The organism is Bradyrhizobium sp. BTAi1, assembly GCF_000015165.1.
Lineage (GTDB): Bacteria > Pseudomonadota > Alphaproteobacteria > Rhizobiales > Xanthobacteraceae > Bradyrhizobium > Bradyrhizobium denitrificans.
Genome location: NC_009485.1, coordinates 7,441,674 through 7,456,079 on the forward strand (window position 1 = coordinate 7,441,674; position 14,406 = coordinate 7,456,079).

The window sequence follows — 14,406 nt, forward strand, 5'->3', positions numbered from 1 at the left end:
AATGACGGAGTTTGTCGCAACGGCGCGGCCTACAACACCACGTGCACGTCGACGATCACGCGATCCGGATGCCGCGCAGCGGAGCCGACAAAGATGTGCTCCATCAGCCAGCGATACTTGTCGTGGCCGGTCTCGAAGCGTGGCTGGGTCCGGAAGTAGATCAGCTTGGGATCGACGGGCTCGCCGCGCTTGAGCTTCTGCAGCAGATCGACCGGTCCGAAGCGAATGCCGCGGTTCTCGACATAGATGGTCGCGCCATCATCCGTTTCCAAGGCGTATTTCGCCTCCAGGTCGATCAGCTCGTTGGGGCGGATGACCTGGAAGTCGGCGCCCAAATTGCAAATCCTGCCGCAGACGCCCTCGCCGCTCAGGCCCGGGCCCGTTACCTCGCCGCCATGGATCGGGATGATCCGGCGCACGCCGACGCCGGTCTCGCCAGCGCTGGTGACGTCGCCGACCATCACGGTGAGGGTGAAAACATACTTCGTGTCGAGAACGGGCGCGGTCATCGGTTCATCATCTGTTGCGGCAGCCAGGTGGCGAGCAGCGGGAAGGCGATCAGGATCACCAGCCGGATCAGATCGGTCGCGACGAAGGGCAGCACGCCCTTGAAGATGGTGGAGAACGAGACATCCTTCACCACGCTCTTGATCACGAATACGTTCATGCCGACCGGCGGGTGGATCAGGCCGAGCTCGACGGTCATCACGATGATGACGCCGAACCAGATCGGATCGAATCCGAGATGCGAGATCACCGGAAAGATGATCGGCACAGTCAGGATGATCATCGCCATGGCGTCCATCAGGCAGCCGAGCACCAGATACATCACCATGATCAGCGCCAGCACGCCGTAGGGCCCGAGGCCGAGGCCGGTGAGGAACTCCGTCACCTTCTGCGGCGTCTGCGTCACCGTGAGGAAGTAGCCGAAGATCAGCGCGCCGATCAGCACCGTGAATACGGCCGCCGCCGTGCGTGTCGCCTGCAGCAGCGAGGCCAGGATCTTGTCCTTGTCGAGCCGACCGGTGAACAGGCCGATCAGGAAGGCGCCGGTGGCACCGACGCCGCCGGCTTCCGTCGGCGTGAAGCGCGGCAGGAACGGCAGACCGTAGAGGCCGCCGATCACGAACAGGAACAGCAGCACTGGCGCCCAGATACCCTTCAGCCCCTTGATCCGCTCGCGCCACGGCAGCGCCTCACCCTTGGGAAGGAAGTCCGGCCTGACGCGCCCGATCACCGTGATGGTGACCATGTACATGGTCATCGCCAGGAGGCCCGGGATGATACCGGCAATGAACAGCTTGCCGATGTCCTGCTCGGTGATGATGCCATACACCGCGAGCACCGTGGAGGGCGGCAGCATCGCCCCTAACGTGCCGCCGGCGGCGATGACGCCGGTAGCGAAGGATTGCGGATAGCCGAAGCGGCGCATCTCCGGATAGGCCACCGCCGAGAAGGTCGCGGCGGTCGCCACCGACGAGCCGCAGATCGCGGCAAAGCCGCCGCAGGCGGCCACCGTGGCGATGCCGAGGCCGCCCCGCAAATGGCCGACAAAGCCGTTGGCAGCGCGAAACAGCTCGCGGCTCATGCCGGAGTTGGACACGAACGTTCCCATCAGCAGGAACATCGGGATCACGCCGAAGGTGTAGTCCGTGACCGTGCGCATCGAGGTCTGGCCGACCAGCTTCAGAGCCGCCGTGCCGTTGACGAGGTAGGCGAAGCCGGAGACGCCGACGAGCCCCATCGCCATGCCGACGGGCACGCGCAACAGCATCAGGGCAAACAGCGCGACGAAGCCGATGATTGCGACCGCATCCGTGCTCATGCGGCACTACTCCGTGGGCTTGACGTGAGGGTCATGAATCTCCTCGGGATGGAAGATCAGGCGATAGGTCCGGATGGCGATCAGGAGCACAGCCGAGACGTCACCGATCCAGGCGATGGCGAAGAACGGCCAGGTCGGCATGTGCAGGTCGTAGGTGAGGACGTTGTCCTCATAGGTGCCGCGCACCTTGTCGAACAGGGTCCAGGTCTGCACCGTCACGACGAACAGCAGCACCAGGGTGGCAAAGATGTCGATCCAGCGCTGGTAGCGCGGGCCGACATTGCCCCAGATGAGATCCACGGTGATGTGGGTGCCGCGATACGATGTCGCAGCGATGCCCCAGAAGATCAGGATGCCGAGCAGCATGCGCCCGATGTCGAAGGAATCCGGGATCGAATAGTTCAGCGTGTTTCGCAGCAAGACCGACAGGAAGATGTCGAGCGCGACGATGCCGACGAAGAACGCGGCGATCCACTCGATGCCGTCGATGATCCGGTCCATGAAGGCGCGCTGCATGGCGTCCCCGTTCTAACAATTCAGGTTTGCATCTCGAAGATGTGGAGCGAGTTGCTGCGCAGCGCGCGTTGGCCCGGCCTCTCCCCGCCTGCGGGGAGAGGCCGGATTGCATCGTCAGATGCGACCCGGGTGAAGGGGGCGCTCCGCACGGTCTGTGCGCTTGGCTGCCCCTCCCCCCGACCCTCTCCCCGTGAAGAACGGGGAGAGGGAGCGCACCGTCCGCCGCGCAACAGTTTGGCTATCGAAGACTCTACTGCGCCAGCGCGTTGTACTTGGCGAGTGAAGCTTTCAGCTCGGTCATGGCGGCATCGGCGTCGATGCCGGTCTTCTTGACGCCGTCGGCCCAGGTCTTGAACAGCGGCTCGGAGGCCTTCTTCCAGGCTGCGGTCTGTTCCGGCGTCAGCTTGTAGACCTCCTGGCCGGCTTCGGCCTTGATCTTGTCCACGCCCGCATCCTCGAACTTGCCCCAGGGCTCGCCGACCCGCCCCGCGGCCTCGGTGTTGCAATTGTCGTCGATCGCCTTCTTCTGCGCCGCCGACATCTGGTTGTACTTGTCCTTGTTCATGACGAAGACAAAGGTCGTCACGTACATCGGCGCGTCGATGTGGAATTTCGTGACCTTGTCGACGCCGAACAGCACCAGCGAGCCGGCCGGAAAAAACACGCCGTCGGCAACGCCGCGCTCGATGATATCGCGCACTTCGGGCGCGGATGACTGCACATTGGTGCCACCGAGCTGCGTCACGAAATTCGCGATGGTGGCATCCGCCGGGCGGATCTTCATGCCCTTGAGGTCCTCGGGCAGCGTGACCTTCTTGGTCCGCGTATGCAGCGAGGACGGCGTGTGGACGAAGGCCAGGCAGTACTTGACGTCCTTCATCTCCTTCTCGGCATATTTGCGGTACCATGCATCGAGGCCTTCGGAGCCGCCCTTGGCGTCGGAGATCAGGAACGGCAGCTCGCCGGCGCCGATGATCGGGAAACGGCCGGGCTGATAGCCGGGGTTCACATAAGTGACATCAGCGATGCCGTCGCGGGCCATGTCGTAATGGTCGAAGGCCTTGCCGAGCTGCTGCGCCGGGAACACCTTGCCCTTGATGGTGCCCCCCGAGGCCTTTTCGACCGACGCGGCCCAATCCTCCAGCGCCTTCTGCAGCGGATGGCTGGCCGGGACCCAATGCGAGATCTTCAGATCGAACGTCTTGTCCTGCGCGAGCGCGGGGGTGACACCGGCAGCCAGCGCCAACGCCAGAAGCGTCTTCCTCATCGAGATCGTCTCCTTCCATCGGTGGGCCTTCGAGGACCCTTTGCTTCATTGTTATAGCATATAAACATCATTGCAAGCGTGACGGCACACCTGCCATCGCTGCACGCCGCAATGCGCGCGCCCATCGCTTCGGTTGCGCCAAGTATGACAGACCAAAGTCGAAGACGCACGGCATTTCATTAACACGTTAAGGATCTGTCGTGCACCCGAAATTGCACGGTCCGACCATCACAGGACGAAATTGCCGCATCGGAGGGCTGGGCGCCTGCGACATCGTGCGGGGTCCGTCAGAGCGTCTGAGATGCACCGTTTCAAACGCAGGTGCAAAAGACGTTTGAAACTTTGTAGGCGGTGCAAAACGCGCGCTGATGTCGTTGACTGTGGGACATCGCCAGCCATCACTGAGACCCGCATGAGCAGCATTCCCGCCGGCTTCGAACCGCATTTTCGCAAGAGCCCGTTCACCGATCCCTGGGAGCCGCTCTACGCCAAGAAGACCGACAAAGCCGTCATCCTCGGCCTGCGGCTCGCGACGCCGCACACCAATTCGCGCGGGCTGATCCACGGCGGCCTGATCGCCTCGCTCGCGGACAATGCGATGGGCTACAGTTGCGCTCAGGCGCTCGGCTGGGAGGTGTCGCTGGTCACGATCAATCTCGCCGTCGATTACATCGGCAGCGCCGGGATCGGGCAGTGGCTGAGCGTCGAGAGCGACGTGATCAAGAGCGGACGCACCATATGCTTCGCGCAGAGCCTGGTGCTGGCCGATGACACGGTCATCGCGCGCGCAAACGCGACCTTCCGCCTGGTGCCGAAGCCGGCGTGACGCCGTCAGCCGAACCGCCAGTCACAGGTCGTGGCGATCAGGTCGATGAAGGCGCGCACCTTGGCCGAGAGCAGGCGGGAGCTCGGAAACACGATGTGGATGGGGACCGGGGGCGGCTCATATTTCGCCAGCACCCGCTTGAGACGGTCGCCGCGCAAGCCGTCGGCCGCCTGATAGGCCATCACCCGGGTCACGCCGCCGCCCGCCTCGGCATATTGGATCGCGGTGTCGGCATTGTTGGTGACCAGCCGCGGGCTGACCGCGATCCGAAGCTCCTTGCCGTCCTTTGCGAAGCGCCAATCATCGGCAGCGCCGAATTGGATGGTTTGGTGCTTGGCGAGCGCCTCGGGCGTCCGTGGCTCGCCATGATCCTTGAAGTAGGCAGGCGCGCCGACGACAACGCGACGCATGCTGCCGACCTGGCGGGCCACCAGCGAGGAATCGCCGAGATGGCCGATGCGGACCGCACAATCGACGCCGTCCTCCACCAGATTGACCTGGCGATCCTCAAGACGCAGCTCGGCGGCGACCTCGGCATAGCGGCTCAGATAGGCCGCCATGACGGGACCGACATGGAGCCGGCCGAAGCCGACCGGGGCCGAAACCACCAGCCGTCCAGCCGGCTGCAGGCGCTCGCTCTCGGCGGCGAGTTCCGCCTCCTCCAGATCGGCCAGGATGCGCCTGGTCCGCTCGAGATAGCGCCGGCCGGCATCGGTCAGCGTCACAGAGCGCGTCGTGCGCTGCAGCAGCCGGACGCCGAGATGCGCTTCGAGCGCGGCGATCAGGCGTGTCACCGCCGAGGGCGACAGCTTCAGCCGCCGCGCCGCCGGCGCAAAGCCGTTCAGATCGGCCACCGTGACGAAGGCCTGCATGGCGTCGATGCGATCCATCCGATCATTGCAGCATCTGCAATGATCCAGTGTCAACCCGCCTGATTATTTCCGACGCCAAGCGGGACCATATTGGCGGGACGGCGACAGCCATTGCCGCATCGACAAGGAGTCATTGCCATGACCCAGACCGCCACCCGGACGTCCGCCGACGTCATGTTCTCACCGGCCGTCAAGGCGATCCAGGCCCGCAAGGGATCGCGCGAGAGTTATGCCCGTGTCGCGGAGACGCGCGGCTTTCGCCGCGAGGTCGACGCTGATCTCGCCGACCGTCTCGCCGAGGCCACCAGCTTCTATCTCGCCACCGCCTCGGCCGACGGCCAGCCCTACATCCAGCATCGCGGCGGGCCAAAGGGCTTTCTCAAGGTGCTGGACAGCCGGACGCTGGCGTTCGCCGACTTCAGCGGCAACCGGCAATACATCACGCAGGGCAATCTGTCGGAGAACCCGCGCGCCTATATTTTCCTGATGGACTACGCGCATCGCCGTCGCGTCAAGATCTGGGGCACGGCCCGCGTCGTCGAGGACGATGCCGCGCTGACAGAGTCGCTGATGCCTGCGGGCTACAGAGCGCGTCCGGAGCAGGTGATCCTGTTCACGATCGAGGCCTGGGACACCAACTGCCCGCAACACATCCCGCAGAAGTTCGATGCGGCCGATGTCGCGGAGGCGATTGCCGTCCGCGACACCCGCATCGCCGAGCTCGAAGCCGAGCTGGCGCGATTGAAGGGCGAGCCCCGACCCGCCGTCTAGCTCAGGCGGCCTGCTGCGCGCGCCCCCAATCGAACTCCGGAAAATACTGCGCCATCATGCGGTCGGCATAGGCGACGAGATTGCCAAAGGTCTCGGTGCGGCGGCGAAGCTCGGAGTCGAAGAATGGCGTGAGGATGCCGGCGATGACCGCAAATGCCGTCGCGTCGGTGCCGCAGGGACGATCGCCCATCAGATAGGGCCGGTCGCCGAGTTGCACCGACAGCGCCCGCAGCGAGCGCGCAGCGAGATCGACGTCCTCGTCCGGCGCATGGCGGCCGAGCCCGGAAATCAGATAGTTCTCGGCGACGCGAAACTGCGCGTCCTCGCGCAGCTTCTCGCGCTTGTCCGCCGGCACACCGTCGAAGAAATGCGCGGGACCCTTGGCGAAGTTCACCGGGTCGACCCAACGCGCGCCGACCAGCGCGAAATAGAGATGATGCTCGATCATGCGCTCGAACGCCCAGGCCTGCGCCCGCGCGCGCACATCGAGGCCGGAATCGAAATCGAAACCATAGCGGTGCTCGATATGCGCACGAATGAAGGTCGAATCGGCGATCAGCTCACCGGCATCGTCGATGAAGGGCAGCTGGCCCTTGGGCGAGGCCGGCGGCATCGCGCGCTGCTTCCGAAAAGCGAGGCCCGCCATCGTCAGCTGGACCTCCGTCTTGGTGACGAAGGGGCTGATCTCCGGCAGGCCGAAGCCCGCGCCCAAACCAAACAGCGTGATCATGACAGCACTCCCGACTTCCTGAGCAGACGCCGGAGGCTACGAACATGCTGCTGCCACCATGGTGTCAGCAGCGGCAGTAGCGTGGTGGCAAGGCCAAGGCCATAAAGCATCATCATCGACATCACCCCTTCAATCTCGTTGTTGGCCCGGTATAAGGACAGGCTGCTGCCAGCATCCTGTCAGCATCGGCGGGGTGATCGCTTCCGCAGGACACACCATGAGACGCGCCGACCGGCTGTTCCAGATCATCCAGGTGCTGAGACGCACGCGGCGTCCGCTGACGGCGGATGCGATCGCGGCCGAGCTGGAGACCTCGAAGCGCACGATCTATCGCGACATCGCCACGCTGATCGGCCAGCGCGTGCCGATCCGCGGCGAGGCGGGCATGGGCTACATCCTGGAGAAGGGTTTCGATCTGCCGCCATTGATGCTGACGCCCGACGAGATCGAGGCCGCCGTGCTCGGCGCGCAATGGGTGGCGGTCAATGCCGATCCGGTGCTGGCGCGCGCGGCGGAGGACCTGATGGCGAAGATCGCCGACACCGTGCCGGAGCGGCTGCGGCCGTTCGTGCTGGAGCCGGCGAGCCGGGCGCCGCGGCCCTGGAGCCGCGAGCCGGATCGCATCGACATGTCACGCACGCGGTCGCAAATTCACGAGGGCCGCAAGATCAGGCTCCGCTATCGCGACGAGCAGGGCCGCGACAGCGAGCGGGTGATCTGGCCGATCGCGATCGGCTATCATGACGCGGTCCGCATCCTCGCCGCGTGGTGCGAACTGCGCCACGACTTCCGCAGCTTCCGCACCGACCGCGTGGTCGAGGCGGACTATCTCGACGACAAATACCCCGAGCGCCGCGAAGCGTTGCGCGCCAAATGGCGGCGCAGCCTGGTGTGGGAGGTTCCCAAGGATGTCTGAACAACCGTCCAATCAGACTGACGCCAGCTCTTGTCAGAGCTGTGGCGCCTGCTGCGCCTATTCGTCGAACTGGCCGCGATTCACAATCGAGGAGGATGCAGCGCTCGATCTGATTCCGGCCGAGCTGGTCAATGAGCGGCTGTCGGGAATGCGCTGCGAGAACGATCGCTGCTGCGCCCTCGACGGCGAGATCGCGCAAGCGGTTACCTGCCGGATCTACGCGATCCGTCCGGAGGTCTGCCGGACCTGCATGCCGGGGGACGCTGAATGCGCCATGGCGCGGCGCAAATTCGGCCTGCCTGACCTGACCTGACAATCGGCTCAGGTTGTGACGGGCGCAAGCTCGTCATCGAGCTCGTCGTCGAGTGGCGCGACAGGCGACAATGGCATGGTCGACAGGGAGATCGGCTTGCGGCTGGACAGCGGGGCGGACCGCCCGCTCTTGCGGGATTGGGCGTAGAGCGCCGCGCCGACGCGTCCGCCAGCATCCGACAGATCCTGCTCGCTGCAGCTGGAGGCGATCGCCAGCGCCAGCGAATGCAGATGGGCGCGACGGTAACAGAATAGCGCAAGCATCGCCCTCACATCGGCCGACACGCTCTCGACCAGAGCGGGCAGCCCGTTCTCGTCCGCGCGGTAGAGCGCGCCAAGAAGCTCATCGCCGACCGGGCAGTCGTCGCTGTCGAAGGCATTACGGCTGGCAAACATTGCTCGATCCTCTTGCCGAGAGGATGCGATGCGAATCGCTAACGTCTGGTTAACCATGTTGGAGAACGGAGATCAGGCCGTGAGCCGCCGCATCAGCCGGCAGGACGGCGCTAAGCCGGCGACGTCAGCCGTTGGCCGCCATGAAGATCGACAGTCCGAAGCCGGTCAGATGATGCAGCGCCTGGTCAACGCCGATCAAAGTCCAGAACCAGGGATGCTCGATGGTCACGCCGCAGCGCGACGAGCAGATGCCCTTGAGGCGATCGACGGTGATGTGAATGGCGAAGTCGACCACCGCGACGAACCAGAACTTCGGCGCCACGATCAGGATCAGCACCATGGCGACCGCAAGGTGGATCAGGCAGTGCACCAGGAGCGGCAGCGCCCAGCCCTTCCGCTGGTCCTTGCCATAGGCCATCCACGCATTTTGTAGAACGAAATCAGCAATGACGTGCTTGAAAGTGAGCAGCAGCATCCAGCCGACCAGCGCACCAACCGGAACCTGCGACGACAAAGAGGGTAAAGACAAAGCTGACGCTCTCGCTACGACTAACCTTGCACGCACCGGGAACTGGAGGCGTTCAGCGCAATCTGTTGAGAAAACCCGGCCAATTCGACGCGTATGGAACGTTTATGACATCTCCGCCGCCGAATTGCACGCGAAAGGGAACCGCAATTCGCACTCCGCTACCCTTCTCAACCCTCGTGCGAAGGATAAGGTTACCGCCCGCTCGCCAAAGCAGATGCTCGCAGAGCGCACGCGCGGCACTCACTGCCGAACTCACTCCGCCGCGTGGCTGTTCGCTTCGACCGAGAGCGCCTGAACGCGGATCTGCGCGATCGCGCGCTTCAGAGCCGCTTGGCGCGGATCCGGCATCGCCGCTGCGCGCGCTTCCGCGATGGCAGCGGCGAGGTCCGAGATCGGTAGCACGCCGTCGAAGGTCGGCTTGACGAGGCCGTCGATGATCGCATGCCAATCCGCAAGGCCCTGGCGATAGCCGTCGCCCTGTCCTTGGATCATGGTTGCTGTCTCGATCACAGCGCTCGCCGCAGCAGGCTGCTTGTCCAGCGCACGCGCGATCATGTGGAGCCACCGCTCGGCCCAGACGCGCTCCTCGGCATAGCGCACCGACTGCAACCGCCAGCGCCGCAGCCCCGCCATCATACGCAGGCGACGCACCGCGAGACGCGACCGGGTCGAGAACCGGACCTTGAGCCGGCGCCGCCCCAGCCATCCGATCTGCTCGAATCCCGTGAGCAGCGAATCGGCAAGCGCCTGTGGCAGCACGCCGATCAGTTCGTCGAGCCGGAACCGCCGGAGATCATCGCCGTCGCGGCCGCGGATCGCCCGCCCCGCCTCCAGTTCGGCCAATCTGAGCTGGGCGATGCGGATCGGATCCTCATAGGCCATGCGTGCGGCCAGGAGCTGTGCGATTCGGCACAGCGCGGCGGCATCGACGTTCGATCGGCGCACAAAGCGCTGGAGGCGATCAACATAAAGCTGGGCGTAACGCGCGCCCTGATAGTCCATCAGCAGATGAATGCCGTCGCTGACGGCGGCAGCGGCGGCGTCCGGCAGGCCAGCCGGCAGGAAAGGCGGCTCGCCATCCGCGTCGCCGATGATGTCGGCAAACAAATATCGCAGCGAGGACCGGACACTTTCCACGGCTGTCAGCGCTCCCCGGTCACGCCGATTTGGCGACCACCGCCGGTGCGGCAGATTGCTGCGCCAGCCGCCGCTCCAGGGTCTCGATGTTCTGGAACAGCCGGGCGCTGGCCAATCGCAGGAAATAGAACGCGAAGGCGGGGTTCTGGACGTAGAGCTGCTCAACCTGATCGTAGGATACCGACAGCACGAGCCCGCCTTCGACGCATTCCAGCGTCTGCGTGCGCGTATTGGACGGCGATATCATGCCGAACTCGCCCACAATCGCCCCGACCGGCAGCTCGATTCCGGATTCAACCAGACGGAAGCGGCCACTGACGATGTAGTACATGCTGTCAGCCTTCTCGTCCTTGTAGAACAGCACCTCACCGCTCGCGCATTTGCGTTCGGTCATGAAGGGCTTCAGCCACTCCATGGACAGGTCGCTGTTGACCGACTGCTTCACGTCGCGAACCAGCTGCAGCATCTGGTGCAGGCGATAGCTGTTGAGCGGCAGCAACACCCCGTGCAGCACCAGCACGGGATAATTGTGCATCGGCAACGCCGTCGCGATCAGCACGACATTGGTCAGGATGGCAAAGACCCGCAGCGGGATCATCGTCCGCATCGACAGCGTCGCGACCACGAAGATCGACGCGAAGAGGCTGCCTGCGGCGCCTGCATGTTCGACCAGGTGAGAGGTATCCATCGGGATCAACCAGACTCTTGGATGCAGGAGGACGGGCGAGTTGGTTCCGGCCTCCATGGCGAATTTAGCGTGTCAATGCCCACTTGTGATATACGGCGAACAGACGACGTTTGAACCGGTATTCGAGTCAGGACGAAAAAATTCCCACCGCCGATGCTGGTGTGAGGTCGGCCTCCCCCGGCCGAGCCCCTGGCATCGTTGACCGGCCTTCCCTGCTGAGAGCACTTTGCCGCCATGTCCCCGCAGTGCTCGATCCGCGACAGGCGCCCGCCGCCGATGGCCTAACCGCAGCCCATCCTGGGCTTGAATGCCCGCTTTACCGTGACGACCGGACGACAGACACAGACGACACCTGGCGCGGGCGAGGTCCCTGGCCGTTGCGCTCGGAATGATCGGCCATGGTCCGGCTGACAGTGGACTCCCGCCGGTCGCTGGATCATCGCCCTGCCCTGGAAATGCCCTGCTGTTTTGTCGTCCAACGGGCTGCCGGGGTTCACCAGGCCGCCCGGATCAGCCGTCTCGCGGCGTGTCTCGGGTCTGGGCACGGCCTGCTCGACACGATCTCCGGGGTCGCCGCACCGGTGGTACTCGGCTGAGGCGTGCCCCCGTCGCGGATGGCTGTTCGCGGAGACCTGGATCGCCAAGATCGTCCCCGGCGATCCCCGCCCGCGGCGGGGCTCGTCGTGGAATCATGCTCACTCGTGTCGGTGCTCGCGGCTTTCCTGATGGTGCGGCGGCGCGATTCCTCCGCGCTGTGGTGGGCCGTGGTGACCGGGGCCACGACAGGTCTGGCGACCTGCTGCCGGTCATGCCGCTGGTCCCGGTCGTCGCCGCCATGCTGATGATCTCGGGCCTCGGCAGCTTCGGTTGAGGACCGCCATTCTCGCTCTGGCGCGCCACCCGGATCTATTGCAGAGCATCGACGCCGAAGACCAACGCCGCGCCATGGAGCACAGGACATGACCCACCAACGGACCGAGGAAGCCGCGGAGGCGCCGAGCACGCCGGTGCTGACCATCGATGGTGCGCGCGCCACGATCCGGCTCAATCGCCCCCGACATCTCAACCGTCTGCAGCCGGAAGATCTCGGTGCCCTGATCGCCCTGTTCGATCGCGTCGAAGCCGATCCCAGCCTGCGCGTCCTCGTCCTGACCGGCACAGGACGCGCCTTCAGCACCGGCTACGACCTTGGCGCGATCGGTGGCGCAGCCGAGACGAACCCAGCCGGCGGCACGGGCCCGTCCTTCGAGAGCGTCGTCGATCGGCTGGAGGATCTGGCCCTGCCGACGATCTGCCGGCTCAATGGCGGGGTCTATGGCGGATCGACCGACCTGGCGCTGGCATGCGATTTTCGCATCGGGATCGACGCGGCCGAGATGTTCATGCCGGCCGCGCGGCTCGGGCTGCACTACTACCCGAACGGCATCAAGCGCTACGTCTCCCGGCTCGGCATCGACAACGCCAAGCGCCTCTTCCTCACGGCAGAGAAGATCGGCGCGGCGGAGATGCTGCGCATCGGCTATCTCACCAGCATAGTCGCAAGCGACGCGCTCGATGCGGAGGTTGGCCGCTTAGCAACGCTGCTGGCCGCGAATGCCCCGCTCGCGATGCGCGGCATGAAGCGAGCTATCAACGACTTTGCCCGCGGGACCCTCGACGAGGCGGCAGCCCGCCGCAGATACCAGGACAGCATGGAAGGAGAAGAAATAAAGGAGGGAATGAAATCGTTTGCAGAGAAGAGAAGGCCACGATTCTGAGCGCAATGTACTCGCAGACCTTCTGCATTTTGCATGCATCCTACTGTATCCAGACGGTGTGCTGACACACGTTCAACGAACTATCGCAACAAAGCTCCAATTTGCGGTTGACAGCCTTTTGCGCGCGGCTAGCTTGGCTTCGGGCGGAGACTTTCACATGCAAGTGATAGATGCATATTGGGGGCGACGTGCTCTGGACTATGTCGATGCGATCGAAGCATCGAAGACCAGCGCAAGCGTGCTCTCCCAATTCGAGAAGATGATCGGCGACCTGGGTTTCCACGCTTACATCATGGCCGGCGTGCCGGCCCCCGGGCAGTCGCTGCAGCATACGATCCTGGCCAATGGCTGGCCGAGCGAATGGTTCGACCTGTATGCCCGAGAGCAGTTCCACCGCTACGATCCTATACCGCGGCACTGCCTCTCGACTCTGAATCCATTCGCATGGTCGGAAGCGCCCTATGACCGCAACGATGAGCCGGGGGCGCATGAGGTGATGACGCGTGCGCGCGACTTCCGATTGAACGAAGGCTTCTGCGTGCCCATCCACTATGACGATGCGGTTGGCGCGGTCAGCCTTGCGGGCGAGCGGCCCAATCTCGCGCCGGACGCCCGAGGCGCGCTCCACCTGATCAGCATCTTTACCCATTCGAGGCTCCGCGCCCTCGCGCGTGCAACGTCGGGGGGGCAGAGCCGGCGCCTGTCAAGGATCGAAGCCGAAGTGCTGAGCTGGGCAGCGCGTGGCAAGACAGCGTGGGAAACCGCACGCATCCTCGGTGTGTCGGAGCGGAACGTTCGCTGGCATCTCGAAGAAGCCCAGCGCAAGCTGGAGACCAAGAACAAGACGGCGACTGTTGCGACCGCCCTTGTCAACGGCGAGATCACGATCTGATCTGGCGTTTTTGCCACTGGAACAATCATTGGACATCGGCAATCTGCAGGCCCCAACCGCTCCAGACGACCGGGGGTTTCAATGCCTGAGATTCATGTCGTTCGCAGAGATAATCGCGCGCTCTACGAGAAATACTTTGATCCATACTACCGGCTGCGTCACGAGATCTATGTCAAGCAACGCAAATGGATGGCGCTCGATCGTCCGGACGGGCGCGAGATCGATCAATTCGACACCGAAGATTCGGTCTATCTGTTCTGTATCGACAAGGGCCAACTGATCGGCTCGATGCGCGCGGTGCCGACAATGGTGCCGACGCTGATGAGCGACATCTTTCCCTATCTCAATCTGCGCGGACCGATCCAGCGCCCGGACGTCTATGAGCTGTCGCGCATCTTTGTCATCCCCGAACGCCGTGGCGAGCATGCCGGCCCACGGATTGATCTGCTGCTGCTCACCGCGATCATGGAATATGGCATCTCGATCGGGCTGACCGGTTTTTCGATCGTCCTCGAAACCTGGTGGCTGCCCCGCTTCGAAAAATGCGGCTGGAAGGCGAAGCCCTTGGGAGTGCCGCATATGATGGACGGCATGGCCGTCATGGCCGTCCTTGTCGATTGCGATGAGAGCACCTGGAAGTCGCTGTGCAGCCAGATCGGCCTCACCCGTCCGACCCTGACCTGGCAGGGACTCGAAGGCGTCAGCCGCCAGGCCCTGCCGGATATCTTTCTTCATCTTCCGCCAGCCTTTCAGCCAGCGCAATGAGTTGTTCACGGTGCCGCGTCAGCCTCAGCTTGTGGAAGGCCTTCAGGAGACGGTGACCTAGGATCGTCGCCTCATCCACCTCCAGGGCGTAAAGGTTGGACGGCGTGTTCATAGAATCCATAGCTGACACTTCAGGTTTTGAGCCGTGACTGAACCTTCAATCGAGAAGATCATTGAGCGTCTGCAATTTTGCATTGTCGACGCTCG

General features: G+C 64.0%; 18 protein-coding genes. 8 read left to right on the forward strand and 10 right to left on the reverse strand.

Annotated elements, in window-relative coordinates; translation table 11 throughout:
* Window positions 1-29: 29 nt before the first annotated feature.
* From BBTA_RS33245 to BBTA_RS33260, 4 genes are all read right to left on the reverse strand, one after another.
* Complete coding sequence (locus BBTA_RS33245) at window positions 30-509, reverse strand: DUF3237 domain-containing protein (RefSeq protein ID WP_012046906.1); 480 nt, start codon at window positions 507-509, stop codon at window positions 30-32.
* On the reverse strand, window positions 506-1,825 hold the full coding sequence (locus BBTA_RS33250; protein ID WP_012046907.1) for a TRAP transporter large permease: 1,320 nt from the start codon (window positions 1,823-1,825) through the stop codon (window positions 506-508). The genes BBTA_RS33245 and BBTA_RS33250 overlap by 4 nt, the downstream gene beginning before the upstream one ends.
* 6 nt (window positions 1,826-1,831) lie before the next feature.
* Window positions 1,832-2,341 (reverse strand): TRAP transporter small permease, encoded by a 510-nt coding sequence (locus BBTA_RS33255; protein WP_012046908.1) that lies wholly within the window; start codon window positions 2,339-2,341, stop codon window positions 1,832-1,834.
* A 250-nt stretch (window positions 2,342-2,591) separates the two neighbouring features.
* Window positions 2,592-3,608: a TRAP transporter substrate-binding protein gene (locus BBTA_RS33260; RefSeq protein WP_012046909.1), complete on the reverse strand. Its 1,017-nt coding sequence runs from the start codon at window positions 3,606-3,608 to the stop codon at window positions 2,592-2,594.
* Between the two features lie 412 nt (window positions 3,609-4,020).
* Between BBTA_RS33260 and BBTA_RS33265 the strand changes: the two genes are divergently transcribed.
* A complete protein-coding gene (locus BBTA_RS33265) occupies window positions 4,021-4,434 on the forward strand; it encodes a PaaI family thioesterase (RefSeq protein WP_012046910.1) in 414 nt (137 codons plus the stop codon).
* Window positions 4,435-4,439: 5 nt separating this feature from the next.
* Here BBTA_RS33265 and BBTA_RS33270 read toward each other — a convergent pair whose 3' ends face one another.
* Window positions 4,440-5,324 carry a LysR family transcriptional regulator gene (locus BBTA_RS33270; protein ID WP_012046911.1) on the reverse strand — a complete coding sequence of 295 codons (885 nt, stop codon included), beginning with the start codon at window positions 5,322-5,324 and terminating at the stop codon, window positions 4,440-4,442.
* A gap of 120 nt (window positions 5,325-5,444) precedes the next feature.
* Here BBTA_RS33270 and BBTA_RS33275 point away from each other — a divergent pair, with 120 nt between their 5' ends.
* Complete coding sequence (locus BBTA_RS33275) at window positions 5,445-6,077, forward strand: pyridoxamine 5'-phosphate oxidase family protein (RefSeq protein ID WP_012046912.1); 633 nt, start codon at window positions 5,445-5,447, stop codon at window positions 6,075-6,077.
* A gap of 1 nt (window position 6,078) precedes the next feature.
* On the opposite strand, the gene BBTA_RS33280 is transcribed toward BBTA_RS33275, so the two are convergent.
* A complete protein-coding gene (locus BBTA_RS33280) occupies window positions 6,079-6,807 on the reverse strand; it encodes a glutathione S-transferase family protein (RefSeq protein WP_012046913.1) in 729 nt (242 codons plus the stop codon).
* A 217-nt stretch (window positions 6,808-7,024) separates the two neighbouring features.
* Here BBTA_RS33280 and BBTA_RS33285 point away from each other — a divergent pair, with 217 nt between their 5' ends.
* Both BBTA_RS33285 and BBTA_RS33290 read left to right on the forward strand, forming a co-directional pair.
* Window positions 7,025-7,723 (forward strand): YafY family protein, encoded by a 699-nt coding sequence (locus BBTA_RS33285; RefSeq protein WP_012046915.1) that lies wholly within the window; start codon window positions 7,025-7,027, stop codon window positions 7,721-7,723.
* Window positions 7,716-8,036: a YkgJ family cysteine cluster protein gene (locus tag BBTA_RS33290; protein ID WP_012046916.1), complete on the forward strand. Its 321-nt coding sequence runs from the start codon at window positions 7,716-7,718 to the stop codon at window positions 8,034-8,036. The genes BBTA_RS33285 and BBTA_RS33290 overlap by 8 nt, the downstream gene beginning before the upstream one ends.
* Before the next feature lie 8 nt (window positions 8,037-8,044).
* Here BBTA_RS33290 and BBTA_RS33295 read toward each other — a convergent pair whose 3' ends face one another.
* The 4 genes from BBTA_RS33295 to BBTA_RS33310 all read right to left on the reverse strand — a co-directional run bounded on the left by BBTA_RS33295 (window position 8,045) and on the right by BBTA_RS33310 (window position 10,785).
* The gene (locus tag BBTA_RS33295) at window positions 8,045-8,431 is read right to left on the reverse strand and encodes a hypothetical protein (protein WP_012046917.1); all 387 of its coding nucleotides are present in this window, start codon (window positions 8,429-8,431) and stop codon (window positions 8,045-8,047) included.
* 124 nt (window positions 8,432-8,555) lie between these two features.
* Window positions 8,556-8,906 (reverse strand): DUF3307 domain-containing protein, encoded by a 351-nt coding sequence (locus BBTA_RS33300; protein ID WP_012046918.1) that lies wholly within the window; start codon window positions 8,904-8,906, stop codon window positions 8,556-8,558.
* Window positions 8,907-9,212: 306 nt separating this feature from the next.
* Window positions 9,213-10,097: a DUF6537 domain-containing protein gene (locus BBTA_RS33305; protein WP_012046919.1), complete on the reverse strand. Its 885-nt coding sequence runs from the start codon at window positions 10,095-10,097 to the stop codon at window positions 9,213-9,215.
* 19 nt (window positions 10,098-10,116) lie between these two features.
* Window positions 10,117-10,785 carry a Crp/Fnr family transcriptional regulator gene (locus tag BBTA_RS33310; protein ID WP_012046920.1) on the reverse strand — a complete coding sequence of 223 codons (669 nt, stop codon included), beginning with the start codon at window positions 10,783-10,785 and terminating at the stop codon, window positions 10,117-10,119.
* Window positions 10,786-11,476: 691 nt separating this feature from the next.
* On the opposite strand from BBTA_RS33310, the gene BBTA_RS40435 reads away from it, so the two are divergent.
* The 4 genes from BBTA_RS40435 to BBTA_RS33330 all read left to right on the forward strand — a co-directional run bounded on the left by BBTA_RS40435 (window position 11,477) and on the right by BBTA_RS33330 (window position 14,199).
* On the forward strand, window positions 11,477-11,656 hold the full coding sequence (locus BBTA_RS40435; protein ID WP_148221552.1) for a hypothetical protein: 180 nt from the start codon (window positions 11,477-11,479) through the stop codon (window positions 11,654-11,656).
* Window positions 11,657-11,744: 88 nt separating this feature from the next.
* A complete protein-coding gene (locus tag BBTA_RS33320; protein ID WP_012046921.1) occupies window positions 11,745-12,542 on the forward strand; it encodes an enoyl-CoA hydratase/isomerase family protein in 798 nt (265 codons plus the stop codon).
* 157 nt (window positions 12,543-12,699) lie between these two features.
* A complete protein-coding gene (locus BBTA_RS33325; RefSeq protein ID WP_041751056.1) occupies window positions 12,700-13,434 on the forward strand; it encodes a LuxR family transcriptional regulator in 735 nt (244 codons plus the stop codon).
* 81 nt (window positions 13,435-13,515) lie between these two features.
* Complete coding sequence (locus tag BBTA_RS33330; protein ID WP_012046923.1) at window positions 13,516-14,199, forward strand: acyl-homoserine-lactone synthase; 684 nt, start codon at window positions 13,516-13,518, stop codon at window positions 14,197-14,199.
* Window positions 14,200-14,406 lie beyond the last annotated feature (207 nt).

What these genes read in the sequence shown, in the direction of transcription:
- BBTA_RS33295 (WP_012046917.1), bottom strand. Translation starts at nt 8,431, where the DNA reads ATGTTTGCCAGCCGTAATGCCTTCGACAGCGACGACTGCCCGGTCGGC.
- BBTA_RS33310 (WP_012046920.1), bottom strand. Translation starts at nt 10,785, where the DNA reads ATGGATACCTCTCACCTGGTCGAACATGCAGGCGCCGCAGGCAGCCTC.
- BBTA_RS33275 (WP_012046912.1), top strand. Translation starts at nt 5,445, where the DNA reads ATGACCCAGACCGCCACCCGGACGTCCGCCGACGTCATGTTCTCACCG.
- BBTA_RS40435 (WP_148221552.1), top strand. Translation starts at nt 11,477, where the DNA reads ATGCTCACTCGTGTCGGTGCTCGCGGCTTTCCTGATGGTGCGGCGGCG.
- BBTA_RS33265 (WP_012046910.1), top strand. Translation starts at nt 4,021, where the DNA reads ATGAGCAGCATTCCCGCCGGCTTCGAACCGCATTTTCGCAAGAGCCCG.
- BBTA_RS33250 (WP_012046907.1), bottom strand. Translation starts at nt 1,825, where the DNA reads ATGAGCACGGATGCGGTCGCAATCATCGGCTTCGTCGCGCTGTTTGCC.
- BBTA_RS33255 (WP_012046908.1), bottom strand. Translation starts at nt 2,341, where the DNA reads ATGCAGCGCGCCTTCATGGACCGGATCATCGACGGCATCGAGTGGATC.
- BBTA_RS33260 (WP_012046909.1), bottom strand. Translation starts at nt 3,608, where the DNA reads ATGAGGAAGACGCTTCTGGCGTTGGCGCTGGCTGCCGGTGTCACCCCC.
- BBTA_RS33270 (WP_012046911.1), bottom strand. Translation starts at nt 5,324, where the DNA reads ATGGATCGCATCGACGCCATGCAGGCCTTCGTCACGGTGGCCGATCTG.
- BBTA_RS33280 (WP_012046913.1), bottom strand. Translation starts at nt 6,807, where the DNA reads ATGATCACGCTGTTTGGTTTGGGCGCGGGCTTCGGCCTGCCGGAGATC.
- BBTA_RS33245 (WP_012046906.1), bottom strand. Translation starts at nt 509, where the DNA reads ATGACCGCGCCCGTTCTCGACACGAAGTATGTTTTCACCCTCACCGTG.
- BBTA_RS33320 (WP_012046921.1), top strand. Translation starts at nt 11,745, where the DNA reads ATGACCCACCAACGGACCGAGGAAGCCGCGGAGGCGCCGAGCACGCCG.
- BBTA_RS33285 (WP_012046915.1), top strand. Translation starts at nt 7,025, where the DNA reads ATGAGACGCGCCGACCGGCTGTTCCAGATCATCCAGGTGCTGAGACGC.
- BBTA_RS33330 (WP_012046923.1), top strand. Translation starts at nt 13,516, where the DNA reads ATGCCTGAGATTCATGTCGTTCGCAGAGATAATCGCGCGCTCTACGAG.
- BBTA_RS33300 (WP_012046918.1), bottom strand. Translation starts at nt 8,906, where the DNA reads ATGCTGCTGCTCACTTTCAAGCACGTCATTGCTGATTTCGTTCTACAA.
- BBTA_RS33325 (WP_041751056.1), top strand. Translation starts at nt 12,700, where the DNA reads ATGCAAGTGATAGATGCATATTGGGGGCGACGTGCTCTGGACTATGTC.
- BBTA_RS33290 (WP_012046916.1), top strand. Translation starts at nt 7,716, where the DNA reads ATGTCTGAACAACCGTCCAATCAGACTGACGCCAGCTCTTGTCAGAGC.